Here is a 19,816-nt window from a genome sequence, read left to right as displayed (position 1 = left end):
CCTGCTTACCATCGTTGGCGTACTCAACATGCTGTGATCCCCCCCCCGCAGACAGGCTTGGGTATAAGGTGAATACCTGGGGGCAGGAGCAGTCCAGTAAATACCTGCAGGGCGCGAGGGAGACGATTGAGCTATTGGTCGAGTTTCCCGGTCAGGGGCTGGCCAGGCAGGATGTAGACGACGGGGTGTTCAGCTTTCCGTATGGCAGTCACATGCTCTACTACCGGCTGGAAAAGGAGCAACTGGTGGTGCTTGCGGCGCTGCACCAACGGATGGTGCCAGAAGAACATCTGAAGGGACGCTAGGTGCTTTCAGCTGAAATATCAGCTTAGGCTGCTCCAGAGCAGACATGTAGCTGTACTGCGTTTACAGCGTCTATGGTGAGGATGTAGGCTGAGCGTCTTGGTCAGATTTATCAAGATAGTTGGCCCAATCTTCCATCAGTTTCTGCCGCTTCTCAAACATATCCCCCCGCCGATAAGCTGACTCCACAGCACTGTCCAGTGTGTGCGCTAGGGCCTGCTCACAAACATCACGCGGGTGCGCTGTGTTTTCGCCAGCCCAGTCTCGAAAGGTGGATCTGAATCCGTGTACGGTGATATGGCTGTAACCCATCCGGCGCAGGCCCATCAGCATGCTCATGTTCGACAAGGGCTGGCCTTTTTTCTGGCCAGGAAACAGGTATGGACTGTTGTCGACCCTGGGCAGTTGTTCTAGGAGTGACTTCAGCTGTGCAGTGATGGGGACGCGATGTTCTTTGTCCGCTTTCATGCGCTCAGCGGGGATTGTCCAGGTATCGGTCTTTAGGTCGATTTCACTCCATTGGGCACCCAGTACTTCGCTGGTTCGGCAGCAGGTCAGTATGGTCATTTCCAGTGCCCGGTAGGCTAGGCCTGTTTGCTGAGCCAGCTCCTTCATGAATCTAGATGCTTCGGTCCAGGGCAGAGCGGGGTGGTGTCTGACCTTGCTGACTTTGCTGCGCTTTGGAAGTAGCTTGTCCAGGTGGCCGCGCCAACGTGCCGGATTCTCGCCTTCCCGCAGTCCTGTCGCTTTCGCCGCGTCCAGCACCAGCTCAATGCGGTTGCGTACCCGGCTAGCTGTCTCTGGAATCTTGGTCCAGATTGGCTTGAGAATTTCCAGTACATGTTCAGTGCTGACCTCGCTGGGTGGAAGATGTCCGATCTTGGGGTAAGCATAAGTCTGCAGGGTGCTGACCCACTGCCCAGCATGTTTGACGTTCTTCCAGCCGGGTCTGTGGGCTTCTATGTAGTCCTGGGCAACCTCTTGAAAGGTTATTGCTTGAGCCGCCTGGCGGATCTTTTCTGCTTCCAGTTCTTCCCGTTGCTTCTGGCGCTCTTCTAGCGGGTCTGTCCCCGTCCTGGCCAGTTTGCGTGCCTCGGCAGCCAGCCCTCTGGCTTCGGCCAAGGACACTTCAGGGTAGCTGCCTAACCCCATATCTCGCAGCTTGCTGTTGAAGCGATAGCGGTATATCCAGCTGCTGCTACCCGTCTTCCTAATACGCAGGTATAGCCCATCGCCATCATTATGCATTCCGGCATCCAGTGTTCTGATCAGCTTTTCTACAGACTTGGCGGTGAGGCTACCCATTGCTATTTCCTTGGCTGGTGAAGCGGTGCGTATGAGTCGGCAAGCTGGCCCATACTCTGGCCCATACTTTAGCTTGGGAACACCTGAGACGTCAAAAGACTTTATCGGAATATAAATTGTTTTAAATCAATGTGTTATTGTGATTTTAGAGTGCTAGTGAGTCTTTGTGAAACCCTAAGTGGGCGGACTGTCCCTCCGCCACTAATGCATCCTCAAGGCCCCGTATTCCGGGGCTTTGTTGTTTCTGCCGCTGGTGGCCATCAGAGGCGTGCTCGAATTTCTTCGCACTTTCCGCTTCGGCGTCCTGTCCAATGTCAGGCATTCGTCACTGAAGGAGCGCGCTGATGCGACTGACCTACCTGTTGATTCCTGCCTTTGTTCTGATGCTGGCCGGCTGCGGCCAGGATGTCGATGACCGTATCGACGAGCCTGATGCGATGCCGCCCTCTGCCGAGCCCTATGGCGAGGTACCGCGGGAGGGAAACCTGCATGACCCGGAAACCGATCCGGCGCCGGGCGAGTCCCGTTGACTGGATTGATAACGCGCTAACGCAAACGCCCCGACCAGCGGGGCGTTTGTGTATGAACGGCGGTGTTCAGAAACGATGGGTCAGCTGGACACCCAGGCCGTGGGCACTGTTGCTGTACTGGGCGGAATAGTTCTGGGCCAGGGGAGTCTGATCCTCCTGATCCACACGACCCTTGCTTTCCTTCACGTAGGCGTAGGCCACATCCACGGTCCAGTCTGCATCGATATTCCAGCCGGCGCCCAGCGAGTAGATCTTGCGGTTGCTGACCGGGATTCGCACGGTACGATGCTCGTTGGTGGTCGGGGAGGCATCCAGCGCGAAGCCCGCACGCAGAACCAGGGCCGGATTCAACTGATAGGCGACGCCGATGGCATGTGCCCAGGAGTTTTTCCAGCTCAGCTCCTCACCAATCGAGCCGGTCGCATAGACAGCTTCAATTTCCTTCAGGCGGCTCCAGCGGGTCCAGGTGGAACCGGCGTAGATGGTCCACTTGTCGTTGGCCTGGTAGGTGACCGAGGTATCCACCGACTCGGGGGTAGTGAAGTCGAGGGAGCCGTTGAAGCGACCATTGTCCGGAGTCAGGCCCGGGAATGCCGGGAAGTCGCTGAAGCGAATGGTGCCTTCAAGTTCGTAATCGACTTTGGAGCGATAGCTCAGGCCCCAGGCGAGGCGATCAGTGACGTCAACCAGCACACCGAGATTGTAGCCATAGCCGATATCGTCACCCTTGATGCGCACCTGAGCCTCAGGCACAAGTGAGTGCATCGGATTGCTGGTCAGCTTGCCATCGATCTTGTTGATGGTCGGGCCGAATCCGACGGCGACGCGATCATTGATGCGGTAGCTGAAGGTGGGCTGCAGAGTGGTCACCTGGACCTTGCTGTACAGGCCGTGATTACGTCCCTGGAACGATTTCTCATAGTCGCTGATCACGCCGAAGGGCACATACAGCCCAAGACCGAAGTGCCATTTTTCATCAAGGGGGCGAACGTAGTAGGCAAAGGGGACCTGTGCGTCGGGTGCGATGTCACCCTTGTTAGTGCCGGGTGCCGTGTTGGCTGTGGATGCATCAATATCGGTTTCCGGCCATATGGCCGCTATACCACCGCTGATCTCGGCGCGCTGCAGGCGGGACATTCCGGCAGGGTTGCCGAAGACAGTACTGGCGTCTTGAGCCGAGGACGAACGGCCAGCAAAAGACGTACCCATACCGCTGACACTCTGCTCGTTGATGGCCAGGCCATTAGCCATCAATTGGCAGGAGGCGGTGGCCACGGCGATCGCGAGGGTAGTCTTGAACCAGGCATGTGTGATCATCAGGTTGTTTCCTACTTGTTTTGACGGAGGCGCGAACCTAGCAGGATTCATTCGCGCACGCCATGATGGCTCGGGAAAAACGGGCTATTTCGCGTTAAAAATCGTAATCCGGCAGCCAATTGCTGAAAGACTGTACAGTCGCCGGATGACCTTTCGGCCAATGATCCTTCAAAGACGGACAGCGCGCAGGCGATGGAGGCGTCGCCAGCGCGCCAGCCGGTTATCCAGTTCAGCCAGAGTATTTGTCCCCTCACGGGCCAGCCGGTTCAACATGATCAGCAAAAGTTCGGCGCTGACCATGGCATCGGCTGCTGCGTTGTGTCTCTCGCTGTTGGTCAGATGGAAGTGCTGCTGCCAATCGTCCAGGGTATGGCATCTGTCCTGGCAGTCCGGGTGGAGCATGGGCGCCAGTTCGGCCAGGTCGATGAAAGGATGTTGCAGGCGCTGCGCCCATTCCCGACGCAGCCCCCGATCCAGCATGCGCCGTTCAAATCCGGCATGATAGGCCACCATCACGCAGCTGCCTGCGTAATCCATGAAATCCTGAAGGGCCTGGCCCAGCGGTTGCCCTGTGCGAACCTGGCTGGGCGCAATCTCGTGGAGCAGGGTGGCTTCGCCTGGTCGATGATCAGGTTGATATACCGTGCATTCGAACTGGCCCGCCATGCTCAGAGCACCTTCAGTCACGGTGACAGCGCCAATGGAAAGGATCTCATCCCGGTAGATATCCAGCCCGGTGGTTTCCAGGTCCACGACTACCCAGCGAACGGCAGCCAGCGCTGTATCGTCGATAGGCTGTGGGGGTATCCCGCAGCGTGGGGCATGGCGCTGACGAAAAAGGCGGGCGAGGTTCATAGCTGATACCGCGTACTCAGGCTGGACTGCAGTCGCTGAGCCTGGCGGAACGATTCCCGGAGAATCCGCTGGTCCAGCTGGTTGAGCGAAGCAGGCGCCAGCCTGTTGCTGAACGCCCGCTGCAGGCTTTCCTGCGACTGATGCTGTTGCATGCGCAGCAGCTGGATGAACTGGTATGCCTCCTCGTAGGCGTCTGCATCCAATGCATCCAGGACACCGCGCTGCTTGAGTTGCGCCAGCCGTTGTGTGGTTCCGGTCTCACGGATGCCGTTGGCGAGGGCAAGGATGCGGGCTGCATCGACGAAAGGCGTGAGCCCCTGGATCTTGAGGTCGACCGTATGCTTCTCATCGCCACGCCCGGAGACCCGGAAACCCTTGAAAAACCCCAGGGGAGGCTTGTGGGCCAAGGCATTGCGGGCCAGCATCAGCTGGAAGCTCGGGGCGTCGGCCACCAGTTCCAGGACCTCGTGGAACAGGGATTCGGCGCCTTCCCGGGGGCCCCAGACCACGCGCAGGTCGAAGAAGATGGAGGACGCCAGCAGATTCTGCGGTGTGGCAGAGCGAATGCACTCCTTGAAGCGTCTGCGCCATTCGTGTTGCGCCAGACAGAGTTCGGGATTGCCTGCCATGATGTTGCCGACGCAGAGCGTGAATCCGCAGTCTGCCAGCATCCGGTTCACCTGCCGGGCAAGCGGCAACAGCGACTGGCGAATCCGATCCGCCTCCTCGTCATTCGCAGCATCGAAGAGAATGCCGTTATCCTGGTCCGTATGCAGGGTTTGTTCGCGCCGGGCTTCGCTGCCGAAACAGAGCCAGGTGAAGGGGACGCCCGGATCGCCATGTTGACGCAGGCAGAGTTCGATGACCCTGACCGTGGTCTGATCGTTGAGCAGGGTAATGATGTGGGTGATCTGGCTGGCGGAGGCGCCGTGGGCCAGCATGTTGTCCACCAGCCGATGGATGTCAGCACGAAGCGCCACCAGCTCGGCGGTATTGGCCGCATTGCTGATGGCTCGGGCGAGGTGGACCAGGTCCACCCGCTGCAGCGCAAACAGGTCCCGTTCGGACACCACGCCGACCAGCGACTGTCCGCGGATCACGCAGATATGACCGATATGTTCCCGGGTCATGGCGATGGCGGCGTCAAAAGCGGTGGCATTAACCGGAAGACAGCAGGGGGCGCGCGTCATTACGCGGCTTATGGGCTGCTGCAGGTCCATCTCTCCCTCGGCCACCAGCTGCCTCAGGTCGCGGAGGGTAAAGATGCCCTGGGGCACAGCGTCGGCATCAGTCACCACTATGCTGCCCACGCTGGCTTCGTGCATCCGTCGTACGGCCGAACGGATGGGGGTCGCCCCTTCGCAGGCTACCGGATTACGCAAGGCCAGACGATCAAGGGGCGTTTCCAGGGAATACATCTCACCCATGGCTTCCCTGGCCTGCCGTTTGGCCTGCTGGTTTACCTGATCCAGCAGGCTGCTGACGCCGCGCAGGGCAAAGTCCCGGAACGCAGAAGAGAGCCTGACCAGCTCCTGGAAATCTTCCCGGGGGAGCATGAGGCAAAACGTATCTTCCGCCGCCACGTGTTCGGTGCGGGTGGCCCGCTCGCCTATCAGCGCGGCCAGAGGGAAGCATTCTCCCACGCTGATCTCGAAGGTGGTTTCCGGCGCCGACTGCCCTGCAAGCAGTCGCTCGCCGCGTACGCGCCCCTGTTTTACGATATGGAAGTGCTGAACAGGACCGGCGGTCGGGCGAATGATACTGTCGCCAGCGCCGAAGAAGCGCAGCAGGCAGTGCTCGACCATCCATGCCAGATGGTGAGTTTCCATCTGATTGAAAGGCGGATAACTCAGCAAAAAACTCATGGTGCCGTAAATATTCTGTTTTACGGCGTCACGGCCGATCTGATTGAAAGCGTCTTCTCTGCTCATCAGGCACCTCTGAAGGGCAGTTCAGCGCATCCGGCGTGCAGCTGCCAATGAGACCAAAGTGTAATGCAGCTGGCCGCGGCCGGCTGGCATAAAGCGCCACCGTATACCTGAAGCTGGTTGCACTTTATAAGTGTGATACGTTTCGCAAAATCCATCGATTTGCTATCGTGAACGCATTGCGAGATGTTTCAGGCGGTATCCTGTCGTCGGTTGCGCTCACGAAAGGGGTTCGATTTGATCAAGGTATTGGTGGTTGATGACCATGACCTGGTACGTATGGGCATCAGCCGCATGCTCAGTGATGTGGATGGACTGGAAATCGTAGGGGAAGCCAGCAGCGGCGAAGAGGCTGTCATCCAGGCCAGATCGCTCAAGCCGGATGTGGTGCTGATGGACGTGCGCATGCCCGGCATCGGCGGCCTCGAGGCTACTCGCAAGATCCTCCAGCATGACCGGGGCATCAAGGTGATTGCCGTCACTGTCTGTGAGGAGGAACCCTTCCCGAGCAGATTGATGCAGGCCGGGGCTGCCGGTTACGTGACCAAGGGTGCACCGCTTGATGAGATGGTGACGGCCATTCGCAAGGTGGCAACAGGTCAGCGTTACATCAGTCCCGACATCGCCCAGATTCTGCTGACGCGAATGTATGACGATAACAACGGCGGCCCCTTCGATTCCCTCTCCGAGAGGGAAATGCAGATTGCCCTCATGATTGTCGGCTGTGAGAAGGTTCAGAGCATTTCTGAAAAGTTGCACCTCAGTCCCAAGACCGTGAATACCTACCGATACCGCATCTTCGAGAAACTCAATATCACCAGTGATGTGGAGCTCACCCTGCTGGCAGTACGTCACGGGATGATTGACGCCTCCCCCGATCAGGTATGACCGGTACCCCCTTCGACGCTTCGGCCTTCCTCAAGGCGGTTACAGCAAAGCCGGGCGTCTACCGGATGTTCGATGCCGAAGGGCAGTTGCTCTATGTAGGCAAGGCCAACAACTTGAAGAAGCGCCTGGCCAGCTACTTTCGCAAGACTGGGCTGAGCCCGAAGACGGCGGCATTGGTTGCGCGCATCGGGCATATCGATACCACGATCACGGCCAACGAAACCGAGGCCCTGTTGCTCGAACAGAGCCTGATCAAGGTATCCCGACCGCCGTACAACATCCTGCTTCGGGACGACAAGTCCTATCCCTATGTCTACCTCTCCAGTGAAGATGTCTATCCACGGCTGGGGCTGCACCGCGGTCCGAAAAAGGCCAGGGGACGCTATTTCGGCCCCTATCCCAGTGCCGGTGCGATACGGGAAAGTCTCGGACTGCTGCAGAAGACCTTCAAGGTCCGTCAATGCGAAGACAGCTACTTCCGCAATCGCCTGCGCCCCTGTCTGCAGTATCAGATCAAGCGCTGCAAGGCTCCCTGTGTGGGCTTTGTCAGCGAGGAGGAGTACGCCGAGGATGTCCGCCATTCGGTAATGTTCCTGGAAGGTCGCAGCAGTGCCCTGACCGATGAGCTGACACGGGCCATGGAAACTGCCGCACAGCAGCTGCAGTTCGAGCGCGCTGCGGAGCTGCGCGACCAGATCGGTCAGCTGCGGCGGGTCCAGGACCAGCAGAGCATGGATACAGAGCATGGCAATGTGGACGTGGTGGCCGCAGCGGTGATGCCGGGCGGCGCCTGCGTGCATGTGATCATGGTGCGTCAGGGCAGGGTGCTGGGCAGTCGCAACCACTTTCCCCGGGTCCCGATCGAGCTGACGCCGGGCGAGGTACTTGCCGCCTTCCTGCCGCAGTACTACCTGGGTGGCGCCGAGCGCGAGCTGCCAGGTGAGATCATCGTCAATGCGGTGCATGACGACCTGGCCGTGATCGCCGATGCCCTTGCGCAGGCCAGAGGCTTCTCCGTCACCTTCAGCCACAAGGTCAGGGGCACCCGCGCCCGCTGGCAGGGCATGGCCGTTACCAACGCCGAGCAGGCGCTGGCCTCCATGCTCGCCAACCGCCAGAACATACAGACCCGCTTCGAAGCGTTACAGGAAGCCCTCAGTCTGGATGAGATGCCGACCCGCCTGGAGTGCTATGACATCAGTCACACCAGCGGTGAATCCACGGTTGCTTCCTGCGTGGTGTTCGGTCCGGAAGGTCCGCTGAAAAGCGACTATCGCCGTTACAACATCCAGGATATCGCCGCGGGTGACGATTATGCGGCAATGCACCAGGTGCTCATGCGCCGCTTTACCCGTTTGCGCGAAGGGGAAGGCAAGATGCCCGACATCCTGTTGGTGGATGGCGGCAAGGGGCAGATGAAGATGGCTCGTGAGGTGCTCCAGGAGCTGGCCATCCATGATCTGACGCTGTTGGGCGTTGCCAAGGGCGTCACTCGCAAGGCCGGCATGGAGACCCTCTACCTCAACGATCCGCACAACGAGCTGGTTCTTCCCGGACACTCGCCGGCGCTTCATCTTATCCAGCATATCCGCGACGAAGCCCACCGTTTCGCCATTACCGGACACCGTCAGCGCCGCGGCAAGACCCGTAATACCTCGACGCTGGAGGGTATTCCCGGTGTCGGGCCGAAGCGCCGACGGGAGCTGCTGAAATATTTTGGCGGTTTGCAGGAACTGACCCGCGCCAGCGCCGCCGAAATTGCCAAAGCGCCGGGAATCAGCAAAAAACTGGCCGAACAGATATATACTGCGCTGCATAGCGACTAGAATCCCGACACCATCCATGTTCACAGAGACGTCATGAACATTCCGAATATGCTCACCTTGATGCGGGTCGCCCTGATTCCCATCTTCATCCTGCTGTACTACCTGCCGTTTCACTGGAGCTATCTGGCCGCCGCCATCGTCTTCACCCTGGCCAGTGTGACCGACTGGCTGGATGGGTATCTGGCGCGCAGGTGGCAGCAGAGCACTCCTTTCGGGGCCTTTCTCGACCCTGTGGCAGACAAGTTGATGGTGGCGGTAGCGCTGGTACTGCTGGTGCAGAGCCACGGTAATTTCTGGGTCACCGCCCCCGCGGTGGTCATTATCGGCCGGGAGATCGTCATTTCCGCGTTGCGCGAGTGGATGGCGGAGATCGGAGCACGGGCCCAGGTTGCGGTATCCAGGCTCGGCAAGTACAAGACCGCTGCACAAATGGTGGCCTTGGTGGTACTGCTCGCCAATCCGGCAGAGCCTGTCACCTTCTGGGTGGGGCTCGGCTACGTTTTGCTGGCCGTTTCTGCCGTACTGACCCTGTGGTCCATGGTCAAATACCTGATGGCAGCATGGCCCCATCTGCGTCCCGAAAGCCCCGAATGAACTCTGGATAAACTTTTTTGAATCAATGACTTGACAAGGCGCTCCGGCAGTATAAAATGGGCGCCATTCCAAAGCGGGAATAGCTCAGTTGGTAGAGCACGACCTTGCCAAGGTCGGGGTCGCGAGTTCGAGTCTCGTTTCCCGCTCCAGATTGCAATCTTCAGCTTCTTGCGTAGCTGAAGATACAGAAAAGGGCCTCAGGGCCCTTTTTTCGTTTGGGCATCGTCTGGACATCCCATGGATCGAATGCAGCATCACACCCGTGGCATTGCAGCCATCCTCGCAGCCAGCCTGCTCTGGGGGACCACAGGGACTGCCGCCTCCTTTGCTCCGGATGTCAGCGCTCTGGCCATCGGTGCCTTCGCCATGGGGGTTGCCGGTCTCCTTCTGGTGCTGCGTTCACTCGGCGAGCTTGCCCTCGATCGCGCCCGGCTGCTCGTCCAGTCCCGGATTCTGCTGCTGGGCGGGCTGGCAGTTGCCATCTATCCGCTGGCTTTCTACAGCGCCATGCGCCTGTCGGGCGTAGCCGTGGGCACCGTGGTGTCCATCGCCAGCGCTCCGCTGTTCACGGTAATCCTGGAGTGGGCATGCACCCGTCGATCCGTTTCGCTGCGCTGGGGGCTCAGTTTTACCTTTGGTGCCGCGGGGATAGCCTTGCTGGCCACGGGACGACCCGAACCGGGCAGCGCTGATACCGGCATTGCCTGGACCTGGCTCGGGGTTCTCGTCGGACTCCTCGCCGGACTGACCTATGCCACCTATTCATGGGCGGCGCGGCACATGATAGAGCAGGGCGTGGGTTCCGCGTCATCCATGGCGAGCATGTTCGGTGTTGCGGCGATAGTGCTGCTCCCCAGTCTGCTGCTGACCGGACAGAATCTCTTCGCCACGCCAATAAATGCGGGGGTGGCGCTGTACATGGCGCTGATTCCGATGTTCGTCGGTTATCTGTGCTTCGGTTACGGGCTGCGTTACATCGCCGCCAGTACCGCGACGCTTATTACCCTGCTGGAACCGGTAGTCGCGGTGCTGCTGGCAGTTCTGGTGGTAGGCGAATGGCTCGCGCCCGCCGGCTGGGTGGGGATGGCGCTGATCATGCTCAGTCTGCTTATGCAAACCCTGCGCAGTTCGCCTGGCGCCTCGGGCTGACTGGGGCGCAGCCCCGTCAGCGGAAAAGGGAGGGATCCGGCGCCGCAGGATCCTGTGCAGCGCCGGAAGCACCTCAGTGTCTGGCCTCCATGGCACTGAATTCCCTCTGGATCTCCTCGTCATCGCGTCTGCTGGTCACAAGCGACACTGCAACAGCGACAACGGCGCAGGCAATGAAACCGGGAACGATCTCATACATCTGAGCCTTGAGCTCCGGCACGTTGCCCCAGTAGCCCACCACCACAGCGCCCGCGATCATCCCGGCCAGCGCACCCATGGCGGACAGACGCCGCCAGAACAGCGACATGAGGATGATCGGCCCGAAAGCTGCACCGAATCCAGCCCAGGCGAAGGCCACCAGCCCCAGGATGTTCGAGCGCGGGTCTATCGCCAGCAGTGCGGCAATGACGGCCACCACCAGTACCCCCAGCCGACCCAGCAAGACCTGGGTCTGTGCCGAGAGGTTGCGGCCGAAGATCTTGTACAGGTCTTCGACCAGCGCCGAGGAACACACCAGCAGCTGAGATGAAATGGTAGACATGATCGCCGCCAGTACCGCCGCCAGCACCAGGCCCGCAATGAAAGGGTGGAAAAGGATCTGGGACAGTACCAGGAACACTGTCTCCGGGTTATCCAGGGTTCGATCACTGAGGTGGAAATAACCTGCTCCGATGAGTCCCGTGAGCACCGCACCACTGGCTACCAGGACCATCCAGCCAATGCCGATGCGACGGCCGGCCTTGGCGTCTGCGTGGGAGCGCAAGGCCATGAAGCGGACAATGATGTGCGGCTGGCCGAAATAACCCAGCCCCCAGGACGCAGCAGAGAGTATCGCCAGTATGCTGCCGCCGAACAGCAGCGACGTGCGCCGTAACGGGTTGTCGGGGTTGGTCGCGTTATGAGCGGCATCCGCCGCGTTGATCGCTGCGATGGTTTCATCTATCCCACCCAGCACGAAAACGGTGGTAACGGGGATGATGATCAAAGCCGCGAACATCAGCATGCCCTGCGCCACATCGGTCAGGGAGGCCCCGAGGAAGCCACCAAACAGCGTATAGGTCAGGGTGATGCCTGCCACCAGCAGCATGCCGAACAGGTAGTGAGTACCGAATGAGGCTTCGAAGAATACGCCCCCGGCGACCATGCCGGACGACACATAGAAAGTGAAGAACACCAGAATGATGAGTCCCGAGGCAATACGCAGCAGCCGGGTGTTATCCCTGAAGCGACTTTCCAGAAAGCTCGGCAGGGTAATCGAGTTGTTCGATACCTCGGTATAGGAGCGCAATCGTGGCGCCACGAAGCGCCAGTTCAGATAGGCACCAATGGTAAGGCCGATGGCAATCCAGGCTTCTACAAGACCGGAAACGTAAATGGCGCCAGGCAGGCCCATGAGCAACCAGCCCGACATGTCGGAGGCGCCGGCTGACAGCGCCGCGACGCCGGGCGACAGCTTGCGCCCGGCAAGCATGTAGTCATCCAGGCTGGTGGTCTGGAAATAGGCGTAGTAGCCGATCCCCAGCATGGCTAGGAAATACAGGCCGATGGCTATCAGCTGATATGTCTGGTCCGTCATGGCAATGCCCTCTGCTTGTAGTCGACCCCGGAGCGGAGCCGGTATTATTGTTATTCAGCATCCAACAGCTCGCTGATCAGCCATCCCCCTGTGCCAGCAGGCTGGCGTTTCCGCCAATGGCCGCGGTATTTATGGTTCTGGTTCGTTCGGTTACGAAGCGCAACAGGTAATGCGGACCGCCGGCCTTGGGGCCGGTGCCGGACAGGCCCATCCCGCCAAAGGGCTGCACACCCACCACGGCACCGATCATATTACGGTTAATATAGACATTTCCCACCCGGACCCGGCTTTCGATATAAGCAGCAAAGCTCTCATTTCGGCTCTGGATGCCGAAGGTCAGACCAAAACCGCAGCGGTTGATGCTGTCGATGACCTGGTCCAGATCTGCGGCGCGGTAGCGGGCGATGTGCAGAACCGGCCCGAAATGTTCCTGGTCGAGCTTGCCGATACTCTCCAGCCGGAGCGCTGTGGGGGCGACGAACTCGCCAGCCTCGCGGAGCTGCTCAGGAACCGGAGCCTGTGCCAACAGGCGCTTCATCTGACGATAGTGTTCTATGTGCTTCAGGAGCTTCTCGCGGGCTGTATCATCAATTACCGGGCCAACGTCCGTGGCCAGATCCCGCGGATCACCCACCTGCAGCTCCTGCATGGCTCCGAACAGGAGAGTTTCCACCTTCTCCGCTATGTCCTCCTGCAGGAACAGAACCCTCAATGCCGAGCAACGCTGCCCGGCACTGGCGAAGGCGGACTCCACTACGTCAGCGACCACCTGCTCCGGCAGGGCAGTGGAGTCGACTACCATGGCGTTCTGCCCTCCGGTTTCAGCGATCAGGGCTGCCAGGGGTGCCCCTTGGCGTTGAGCCAGACCAAGGTTGATCTGCCAGGCCGTGGCCGTTGAACCGGTGAATACCACGCCAGCTACCCTCGGGTCGCCAGTGAGCAGCGGGCCCAGTTCCTTCCCGGCACCGGGGAGCAGTTGCACCACGTCTCGCGGCACCCCGGCCTCGTACATCAGCTCCACGCATCGGTAGCCAATCAGGGAGGTCTGTTCCGCCGGCTTGGCCAGCACCGTGTTACCGGACACCAGTGCGGCCGTTATCTGACCGAGGAAGATGGCCACGGGGAAATTCCAGGGGCTGATGGCAACGAACACGCCCCTGCCGGACAGGTACAGCTCGTTGGACTCGCCGGTCGGCCCCGGCATACGCATGGGGTGCCCCATGTGATGTTCGGCCTGGCTGGCGTAATACCGGCAGAAATCCACCGCCTCGCGGATCTCCGCTATGCCGTCCGCCAGCTGCTTGCCTGCCTCCCTCGCGCACAGGGCCATGAGTTCGGCAAAATGCTCTTCCAACAGGTCAGCCAGCCGCCGCAGCATTGCCGCCCGGTCGGCGACAGGAACTGCATTCCAGCGGGGGAAGGCCGTCTCTGCGCTGTTCAATGCCTGCTGGACCTGCTCCGGCGTGCTCCACTGGACTTCACCCACCTGCTGGCGCCGGTCGAAAGGACTCAAGACCGGATGGTTGATCCCGGTCCCGGCGCCCGAGCCCTCGGCCAGCAAGGGGCGGGCCTGCCAATAATGCAGGTCCCAGGCCTGCAGAGCCTGCTGCAGCGGCTGCAACTGACTGTTGATCATCAGGTTGAGCCCGCGGGAGTTGGCTCTATCCGAGCCGTACAGGTGGTGGGGCAGGGGAATGGCCGTATTGCGATAGGCTGTCTTGGCGCTGAGTGACTCCAGCGGATGCCGGCAAAGCTGGTCGACCGGCACCCGCTCGTCAACCAGCTGATGGACGAAGGAAGAGTTGGCACCGTTTTCCAGCAGGCGCCGTACGAGATAGGGCAGCAGATCCCTGTGTGCCCCGACGGGCGCGTAGATTCGGCAATAGCTACCCTCAGGCGCCTGTTTCAATACCTGTTTGTAGAGTGCCTCGCCCATGCCATGCAGGCGTTGGAACTCCAGCGGGCGATTACCAGCCATATCAAGCAGGCAGGTTACCGTGTGTGCGTTATGGGTGGCGAATTGCGGGAACAGGTGGCCCTTTACCGGTTCCGACAGCAGATACCGGGCGCAGGCGAGGTAGGAGATATCGGTATTGGGCTTGCGGGTAAACACCGGATAGTCGGCCAGCCCCAGCATCTGGGCTTCCTTGATCTCGGTATCCCAGTAGGCTCCCTTGACCAGACGAACCGGAATCTGGTCACCCTGTTCCCCGGCGCGCCGTGTCAGCCAGTGCAGCACGGGCAATGCCCGTTTGGAGTAGGCCTGTACTACCAGGCCGAACTTCCCCCAGCCCTTGGCGTGCTGACGGTAGACCTGCTCGAACAGCTCTAGAGAGATCTCCAGCCGATCCGCCTCTTCAGCGTCCAGGGTTATGGCAACATCCAACTCCCTGGCGCGGGCCACCAACTGCCCGAGTGTGGCGCCCAGTTCGGTCAATACCCGCTCCCGCTGGCTGCGCTCGTAGCGAGGATGCAGGGCGGACAGCTTGATCGAAATGGAGGGGGGCGGCGCCTGGACGGCAAGCTGTCCTGATGCCTGGCTGACGCGTTGGATGGCATCCAGATAGGCTTCCAGATAGCGCTGAGCGTCCTCTCGGGTACAGGCTGCCTCGCCAAGCATGTCGAAGGAGTAGGTGTAGCCCTGGCGGAACATGGGTTTGCCGTTGGACAGGGCTTCCGGCAGCGTGCGGCCCAGCACGAACTGATACCCCATCAGCTTCATGGCATGGGACATGACCTGCCGGACCACAGGTTCCCCCAGGCGACTGACCATGCGGTTGAGTACGGGCACCGGCTGGTCGTCCCTCTGGTCCACCCTCACCACGCCCTTGGTCAGAATCAGACCCCAGGTGGACGCGTTGACCAGCAGGGAGTCGCTCTGGCCCAGGTACTTCTTCCAGTCTGCCACGGACAGCTTGTCCCTGATCAACGCCTCAGCGGTACGCGAATCCGGCACTCGCAGCAACGCCTCCGCCAGGCACATCAGCAAAACGCCCTCCTGGGTATCCAGGCTGTATTGCTGCAGCAGCTGGTCCAGGCTGTCCACGGCATCGCCCTGGGCACGCACCTGCTCCACGAGTTTCGCGGTGCGCTGGTGCAGCAGCCGGATGCGTTCGGGCTGATGGTCGACAACGCGGATGAGTTCTGAAACCAGGGTGTCCTCATCAACCATGTAATGCTGGCTGACCTGACTGAAAAGCTGCTCCAGATTCAGCCCAGCATCGGGATGCAGCAGCGATGACGCGCTGGCGTGCTGTTGGCGGTTCTGATCGTTGAGAGGGTGGGGTAGAGGCATGCGAGCACTCCGCGTCATCAGGGTTATAGCCACACGGCCTGAAATCAATATAGTTGTGATTGAGCAGGGTGCACCCAATAAAACACGCCGTTGGGGTTGCCTGTCGGGAAATTTAAGTCCATAATTGCGTCCGTTGTTCAGACGACACTCACGGAAAGCGTTTTACAATCAATAAGTTAGCGGTAAGCTGACTTGTCGCGGTAAAGTAGCTGATCCTTGTGAATTTTGTTGTTCTGTCTTGTACAGGACAGCACACCCGTTTGAGGCCGGGTGGCAGAGTGGTCATGCAGCGGATTGCAAATCCGTGTACGCCGGTTCGATTCCGACCTCGGCCTCCAGTATGAAGAGCCCCGCAGATATCTGGTCTGCGGGGCTTTTTTATGCAGCAAAACGCGGGATACAAGGCTCCTGGCGCTCCTGGCAAAGCTCCGTATCCTGATATTCGTCAGGTGATATGTGGGGCGGAATTAGCACTTGTTGGCGATCGGGATTGTCTGTAAGATCCTGAATCTTCTGAATTTCCCGCTCCAGGTCGCGTTGCTGGCAAGTGAGCTGGAATCGATGGCAAGGGCTTCTTGCCTTGCCACGCACTGTCCAGCCCGGATGGCGAAATTGGTAGACGCAAGGGACTTAAAATCCCTCGAAGGGTAACCTTCGTGTCGGTTCGACCCCGACTCCGGGCACCATTCTAGAGCGGTCCTTCTACTTCCCTCCCTTCTACACGTGGTCCGCAATTACGGCATCGGTCCGCAATTCTACTTGGTGGGTGTGATTTTCTTGCCCTTCCGGTTGCGCACATAGTGCTCCGTCATGTTCACTGTGGTGTGCCGAGCTGGCCTCTGGCCTGGACAATATCGCCACTGGATTCGGCCTTGTCGGTGGCGGCCTTTGCCCGCAGATCCCGCAGCTGAAATGCAGCGATTTCTCGCGGTTCGCTCTCACCGGTGCCGAGCTTCGCCAGCACAGATACTGGCGAACGTGCTGTGGCTGAATTGCATCAAGCGGGGCGGGCCATTGTCAAACGCGCGCAGGTTCTTCAGTTCGCGCAGATGACATGAGACGGTGCTCGCGGTGTTGGTCGCACAACCATCATGACCGGATGTCGCCACCTCACCTCATTCTGAAAACGAAAAGTGCGGGTCCCCCCAGACATTCGTGAAGGACTTTTTTGCATTTGGTTGCTGGGATCGGCTGCCGGTAGAGTATGGATATGAGAGGGTGCGTATGGGCTTTCTTGGCGCACTATTAAAAGCACTCTTTACAGCACCATTAAAAGTGGGTAAGGTTTCTGCAGGTCTCGTGGAAACGTGAGGCTATAGCCGACAGAGTACGAAAATTGTGCTTGCTGCGAAAACTACACTCGTATGAATCCTTGTTATTAGGCCGGAAAAGACGCCAATACTGTATCTGATACTCATACTGAAATTGATATTGAAAGCACCGGAGAGACCACCATGGCTATGACATTTCCGGTCTTGGCCGATGTAGCTGCATCGGTCACAGACCTCAAAAAAGACCCTATGGGTACTCTTCGCGAGGGGAACGGTGAAACTGTTGTGATTCTGAATCGTAACGAGCCGGCATTTTATGCCGTACCTCCGGATCTATACGAAGCAATGCTCGAGATGATCGATGATATGAGTCTGGCAGAAACCATTCGTGCCCGCCGCGATGAGCCCTCGATCGAGGTAAATATCGATGAGCTCCTCCAACAAGGAAGCATCCAGTAAGAGATATCGACTCAAATTCAAAGAGTCAGCGCAGAAAGAGTGGGATAAGCTTGGTCCGGTCATTCAGCGGCAGTTTGCGAGCAAACTCAAGGAGAGGCTAGACAATCCTGAGGTTGAGGCGTTTAGACTGCGCGGAATGCCCGGGTGTTACAAGATCAAGCTGAGAGCCAGCGGATACCGCTTGATCTACGAGGTCATCCAGTCGGAGATCATCGTTATGGTTATTGCTGTTGGAAAGCGTGAGCGAGGGAAGGTTTACGCTAATGCGCGAAATCGTATCGACTCATGACCTTTGCCATACCAAAACCCGGCCCCGGCTGGGCTTTGGCGCTTTACTTACTTCTGCCCCTCCGTCGCAAGCAAATATTCCCAATACCCTCTCGTGGCTCATGACGCGTGCCGCCCGTTTCCTCGAAAAGCCTCGAGCGCGCGCTGGCGGCTGCTCTTCAGGTCAACCATGGGGGCAGGGTAGTTGGCCGACGAAAACAGGGTCCCTTGCGGCGGCAGGTGGATATCGTGATTATCCAGATGCGCCAGCTCCGGTATCCATTGGCGAATGAACCTTCCTTCAGGGTCGAAACGGCGGGATTGTGTCACAGGGTTGAATATTCGGAACCAGGGCACGGCGTCCGTACCTGTTGACGCACTCCACTGCCAGCCGCCGTTATTCGCTGCCAGATCACCATCGATGAGATGGCGCATGAAGTAGCGTTCGCCTTCTCGCCAGTCGATAAGCAGATTCTTGGTCAGGAACATGGCTGTCACCATTCGCAGTCGATTGTGCATCCAGCCGGTGGCCAGCAGCTGACGCATGGCCGCGTCAATCAGCGGAAAACCCGTGTTTCCCTGTTGCCAGGCCTGCAAATCCTCCGGGGCATCACGCCAGGGAATGGCCTCGGTTTCGGATCTGAAGGCACGGTGCCTGGAGACCCTGGGGAATCCTGCCAGGATGTGCTTGTAGAACTCCCGCCAGAGCAATTCGTTGATCCAGGTGACGACACCCTCATTGCCGCTGTCGAACTCCCCCTGGTTGACCTGCAATGCAGCATGAAGGCACTGGCGTATCGACAGGACGCCGGAGGCGAGATACGGCGAAAGACTGCTGGTACCGGGATACGCGGGCATGTCTCGCTGCCGGTGATAGTCGGGCATTGCCTCGTCGGTGAAGCGCTGCAGTCGGAGTAACGCAGACTGTTCGCCGGCTGGCCACAGACTGCCCAGATCCGGGGCGGGCGCGCAGAACCCCGGAATGTGCATGGGGACATCATCGCTCCGTACGGCCAGTGGCTGCTGCGGTCTCGGCTTGCCAGTACAGGGCAGCAGACTGCTGTGCAGTCTCTGCCAGCAGGCCTTGCGGAACTGGGAGAAGACCTGGAAATACCCGCCGGAACGGTTGAGGATGCTGCCAGGCGCAAACAATACCTGATCGACGTGACGAGTGAAGCCTGTTCCACTTGCCGTCAGCTGCGCGTCGACCGCTGTATCCCTGCGGCCTTCGTTGATTCCATACTCCTCGTTGGCATGAACGTGCTGCACGCCATGGGTACGGCATGTATCGGCCAGCACCGCGGGTATGTCATCCCAGGTCTGTGCATGTCTGATCAGTAGCGGCACTCCCAGTATCTGCAGTTCGGCCTTCAGGGTCGCGAGATTGCGCATCCAGAAATCGATCTTGCACGCGGCTTCGTCATGGCGTCGCCATTGCTCGGGAGTAACGACGAAGAGTGCAAGGGTAGGGCCGGCGAGCATGCCGGCTGAAAGAGCGGAATTGTCTCTTACCCGCAGGTCGTTTCGAAACCACATCAGTTGAAGCATGGTGTCCTTCAGAGCAGATGGCGCAGCCGTATCTCCTGCGGATACGGCTGGAGATACGCCTGATCAGCGATGTAGCTGTGTGGGAAGGTGCTGAAGTGCTTTTTCAGCACCTCTATCGGTTGCTCCAGCGGAAGGTCGCCGGCCCGATACGTGAGAATGAGTTCGTGCAACTGGCGTTTCTCCACCACGCCCAGATCCCGTTTCAGGTAGCCGGCCAGGTGCTGCAGTACATTGGTATGCCCTTTCCGACTGGCAGGGGAGCGCAACGCCTTCAGCAGCTGGTGGATATAACTGATGGCGAAGTCACCAACATCGTCCGGGCACTGGGCGACCGCACGCCCGAGCGCCTGGTACTGTTGGCGATCGCTGGCCATCAGCAGATATTTGTGGCGACCGTGGAAGCGCTGCAGGCTCGTCTTGCTGAGACCCTGCTGCCGCACCTCTCGCCAGCGCGCGTGGCAATAGACGCGGGTGAGGAAACTGTCCAGTGCCTGCGGGTCGTTCAGATGGCCCAATGCCTCGACCGGCACCCTGTCGAGGGCGGTATCCAGCGCCTGTGCGTGAGACAGCACAATCACTCCGTCAACTCCATCCGCAGGCGCGCCCTCAATCAGGGGGCTGCGGCCAATGTCCTCTCGAGGAGGCTCGCTCAGTAGTACCGCGAGAACCCTGGCAGCGGGATGAGAACCCGTGCCGGGGAGATTG

At 59.4% G+C, this 19,816-nt stretch carries 16 protein-coding genes, 3 tRNA genes and 1 pseudogene; 11 read left to right on the top strand and 9 right to left on the bottom strand.

Annotated elements, in window-relative coordinates:
* Positions 1-68: 68 nt before the first annotated feature.
* Positions 69-305 carry a type II toxin-antitoxin system RelE/ParE family toxin gene (locus VF673_RS03255; protein ID WP_440290846.1) on the top strand — a complete coding sequence of 79 codons (237 nt, stop codon included), beginning with the start codon at positions 69-71 and terminating at the stop codon, positions 303-305.
* Positions 306-375: 70 nt separating this feature from the next.
* On the opposite strand, the gene VF673_RS03250 is transcribed toward VF673_RS03255, so the two are convergent.
* The gene (locus tag VF673_RS03250) at positions 376-1,608 is read right to left on the bottom strand and encodes a tyrosine-type recombinase/integrase (protein WP_339666908.1); all 1,233 of its coding nucleotides are present in this window, start codon (positions 1,606-1,608) and stop codon (positions 376-378) included.
* Positions 1,609-1,952: 344 nt separating this feature from the next.
* On the opposite strand from VF673_RS03250, the gene VF673_RS03245 reads away from it, so the two are divergent.
* Positions 1,953-2,138 carry a hypothetical protein gene (locus VF673_RS03245; RefSeq protein WP_090539863.1) on the top strand — a complete coding sequence of 62 codons (186 nt, stop codon included), beginning with the start codon at positions 1,953-1,955 and terminating at the stop codon, positions 2,136-2,138.
* A gap of 66 nt (positions 2,139-2,204) precedes the next feature.
* Here VF673_RS03245 and VF673_RS03240 read toward each other — a convergent pair whose 3' ends face one another.
* From VF673_RS03240 to VF673_RS03230, 3 genes are all read right to left on the bottom strand, one after another.
* Positions 2,205-3,452, bottom strand: a complete 1,248-nt coding sequence (locus VF673_RS03240) for an OmpP1/FadL family transporter (protein WP_440290898.1) — start codon at positions 3,450-3,452, stop codon at positions 2,205-2,207.
* A 171-nt stretch (positions 3,453-3,623) separates the two neighbouring features.
* Entirely contained in the window at positions 3,624-4,310 is a 687-nt protein-coding gene (locus VF673_RS03235; protein ID WP_440290845.1) for a 3'-5' exonuclease, read from the bottom strand.
* Positions 4,307-6,241, bottom strand: a complete 1,935-nt coding sequence (locus VF673_RS03230) for a DUF294 nucleotidyltransferase-like domain-containing protein (protein ID WP_440290844.1) — start codon at positions 6,239-6,241, stop codon at positions 4,307-4,309. The genes VF673_RS03235 and VF673_RS03230 overlap by 4 nt, the downstream gene beginning before the upstream one ends.
* A 234-nt stretch (positions 6,242-6,475) precedes the next feature.
* Here VF673_RS03230 and uvrY point away from each other — a divergent pair, with 234 nt between their 5' ends.
* The 5 genes from uvrY to VF673_RS03205 all read left to right on the top strand — a co-directional run bounded on the left by uvrY (position 6,476) and on the right by VF673_RS03205 (position 10,695).
* Positions 6,476-7,126, top strand: coding sequence for a UvrY/SirA/GacA family response regulator transcription factor (gene uvrY, locus VF673_RS03225; RefSeq protein WP_320332023.1), 651 nt, complete (start codon positions 6,476-6,478; stop codon positions 7,124-7,126).
* Entirely contained in the window at positions 7,123-8,952 is a 1,830-nt protein-coding gene (uvrC, locus tag VF673_RS03220; RefSeq protein ID WP_440290843.1) for an excinuclease ABC subunit UvrC, read from the top strand. The genes uvrY and uvrC overlap by 4 nt, the downstream gene beginning before the upstream one ends.
* Before the next feature lie 33 nt (positions 8,953-8,985).
* Positions 8,986-9,546: a CDP-diacylglycerol--glycerol-3-phosphate 3-phosphatidyltransferase gene (gene pgsA / locus VF673_RS03215; protein ID WP_440290842.1), complete on the top strand. Its 561-nt coding sequence runs from the start codon at positions 8,986-8,988 to the stop codon at positions 9,544-9,546.
* A 73-nt stretch (positions 9,547-9,619) separates the two neighbouring features.
* A tRNA-Gly gene (locus VF673_RS03210) sits at positions 9,620-9,695 on the top strand.
* A gap of 88 nt (positions 9,696-9,783) precedes the next feature.
* Positions 9,784-10,695 (top strand): DMT family transporter, encoded by a 912-nt coding sequence (locus tag VF673_RS03205; protein ID WP_440290841.1) that lies wholly within the window; start codon positions 9,784-9,786, stop codon positions 10,693-10,695.
* 73 nt (positions 10,696-10,768) lie between these two features.
* On the opposite strand, the gene putP is transcribed toward VF673_RS03205, so the two are convergent.
* Together putP and putA are read right to left on the bottom strand one after the other, a co-directional pair.
* Positions 10,769-12,271 (bottom strand): sodium/proline symporter PutP, encoded by a 1,503-nt coding sequence (putP, locus tag VF673_RS03200; RefSeq protein WP_440290840.1) that lies wholly within the window; start codon positions 12,269-12,271, stop codon positions 10,769-10,771.
* A gap of 76 nt (positions 12,272-12,347) precedes the next feature.
* Positions 12,348-15,566: a bifunctional proline dehydrogenase/L-glutamate gamma-semialdehyde dehydrogenase PutA gene (putA, locus tag VF673_RS03195; RefSeq protein WP_440290839.1), complete on the bottom strand. Its 3,219-nt coding sequence runs from the start codon at positions 15,564-15,566 to the stop codon at positions 12,348-12,350.
* A gap of 264 nt (positions 15,567-15,830) precedes the next feature.
* Here putA and VF673_RS03190 point away from each other — a divergent pair.
* Positions 15,831-15,904: transfer RNA gene (locus VF673_RS03190), tRNA-Cys, on the top strand.
* Between the two features lie 259 nt (positions 15,905-16,163).
* Positions 16,164-16,252: transfer RNA gene (locus VF673_RS03185), tRNA-Leu, on the top strand.
* Between the two features lie 69 nt (positions 16,253-16,321).
* Here VF673_RS03185 and VF673_RS03180 read toward each other — a convergent pair.
* Positions 16,322-16,485 (bottom strand): annotated as a pseudogene (locus VF673_RS03180) (integrase); the annotation flags it as partial.
* Between the two features lie 541 nt (positions 16,486-17,026).
* On the opposite strand from VF673_RS03180, the gene VF673_RS03175 reads away from it, so the two are divergent.
* Both VF673_RS03175 and VF673_RS03170 read left to right on the top strand, forming a co-directional pair.
* Positions 17,027-17,296, top strand: a complete 270-nt coding sequence (locus VF673_RS03175) for a type II toxin-antitoxin system Phd/YefM family antitoxin (protein ID WP_440290897.1) — start codon at positions 17,027-17,029, stop codon at positions 17,294-17,296.
* On the top strand, positions 17,265-17,585 hold the full coding sequence (locus tag VF673_RS03170) for a type II toxin-antitoxin system RelE family toxin (protein ID WP_440290838.1): 321 nt from the start codon (positions 17,265-17,267) through the stop codon (positions 17,583-17,585). The genes VF673_RS03175 and VF673_RS03170 overlap by 32 nt, the downstream gene beginning before the upstream one ends.
* Positions 17,586-17,683: 98 nt before the next feature.
* On the opposite strand, the gene phrB is transcribed toward VF673_RS03170, so the two are convergent.
* Both phrB and VF673_RS03160 read right to left on the bottom strand, forming a co-directional pair.
* Entirely contained in the window at positions 17,684-19,111 is a 1,428-nt protein-coding gene (gene phrB / locus VF673_RS03165) for a deoxyribodipyrimidine photo-lyase (RefSeq protein WP_440290837.1), read from the bottom strand.
* Positions 19,112-19,119: 8 nt separating this feature from the next.
* Positions 19,120-19,689, bottom strand: coding sequence for a YbgA family protein (locus VF673_RS03160; RefSeq protein WP_440290836.1), 570 nt, complete (start codon positions 19,687-19,689; stop codon positions 19,120-19,122).
* Positions 19,690-19,816 lie beyond the last annotated feature (127 nt).

Origin of the sequence: Halopseudomonas sp. Lyrl_26 (genome assembly GCF_051948695.1) — a bacterium.
GTDB lineage: Bacteria > Pseudomonadota > Gammaproteobacteria > Pseudomonadales > Pseudomonadaceae > Halopseudomonas > Halopseudomonas formosensis.
This window is presented reverse-complemented; position numbering and strand designations above follow the sequence as displayed.

What these genes read in the sequence shown, in the direction of transcription:
- VF673_RS03250 (WP_339666908.1), bottom strand. Translation starts at nt 1,608, where the DNA reads ATGGGTAGCCTCACCGCCAAGTCTGTAGAAAAGCTGATCAGAACACTG.
- VF673_RS03245 (WP_090539863.1), top strand. Translation starts at nt 1,953, where the DNA reads ATGCGACTGACCTACCTGTTGATTCCTGCCTTTGTTCTGATGCTGGCC.
- VF673_RS03235 (WP_440290845.1), bottom strand. Translation starts at nt 4,310, where the DNA reads ATGAACCTCGCCCGCCTTTTTCGTCAGCGCCATGCCCCACGCTGCGGG.
- VF673_RS03230 (WP_440290844.1), bottom strand. Translation starts at nt 6,241, where the DNA reads ATGAGCAGAGAAGACGCTTTCAATCAGATCGGCCGTGACGCCGTAAAA.
- uvrC (WP_440290843.1), top strand. Translation starts at nt 7,123, where the DNA reads ATGACCGGTACCCCCTTCGACGCTTCGGCCTTCCTCAAGGCGGTTACA.
- pgsA (WP_440290842.1), top strand. Translation starts at nt 8,986, where the DNA reads ATGAACATTCCGAATATGCTCACCTTGATGCGGGTCGCCCTGATTCCC.
- VF673_RS03205 (WP_440290841.1), top strand. Translation starts at nt 9,784, where the DNA reads ATGGATCGAATGCAGCATCACACCCGTGGCATTGCAGCCATCCTCGCA.
- putP (WP_440290840.1), bottom strand. Translation starts at nt 12,271, where the DNA reads ATGACGGACCAGACATATCAGCTGATAGCCATCGGCCTGTATTTCCTA.
- putA (WP_440290839.1), bottom strand. Translation starts at nt 15,566, where the DNA reads ATGCCTCTACCCCACCCTCTCAACGATCAGAACCGCCAACAGCACGCC.
- VF673_RS03175 (WP_440290897.1), top strand. Translation starts at nt 17,027, where the DNA reads ATGACATTTCCGGTCTTGGCCGATGTAGCTGCATCGGTCACAGACCTC.
- VF673_RS03170 (WP_440290838.1), top strand. Translation starts at nt 17,265, where the DNA reads ATGAGCTCCTCCAACAAGGAAGCATCCAGTAAGAGATATCGACTCAAA.
- phrB (WP_440290837.1), bottom strand. Translation starts at nt 19,111, where the DNA reads ATGCTTCAACTGATGTGGTTTCGAAACGACCTGCGGGTAAGAGACAAT.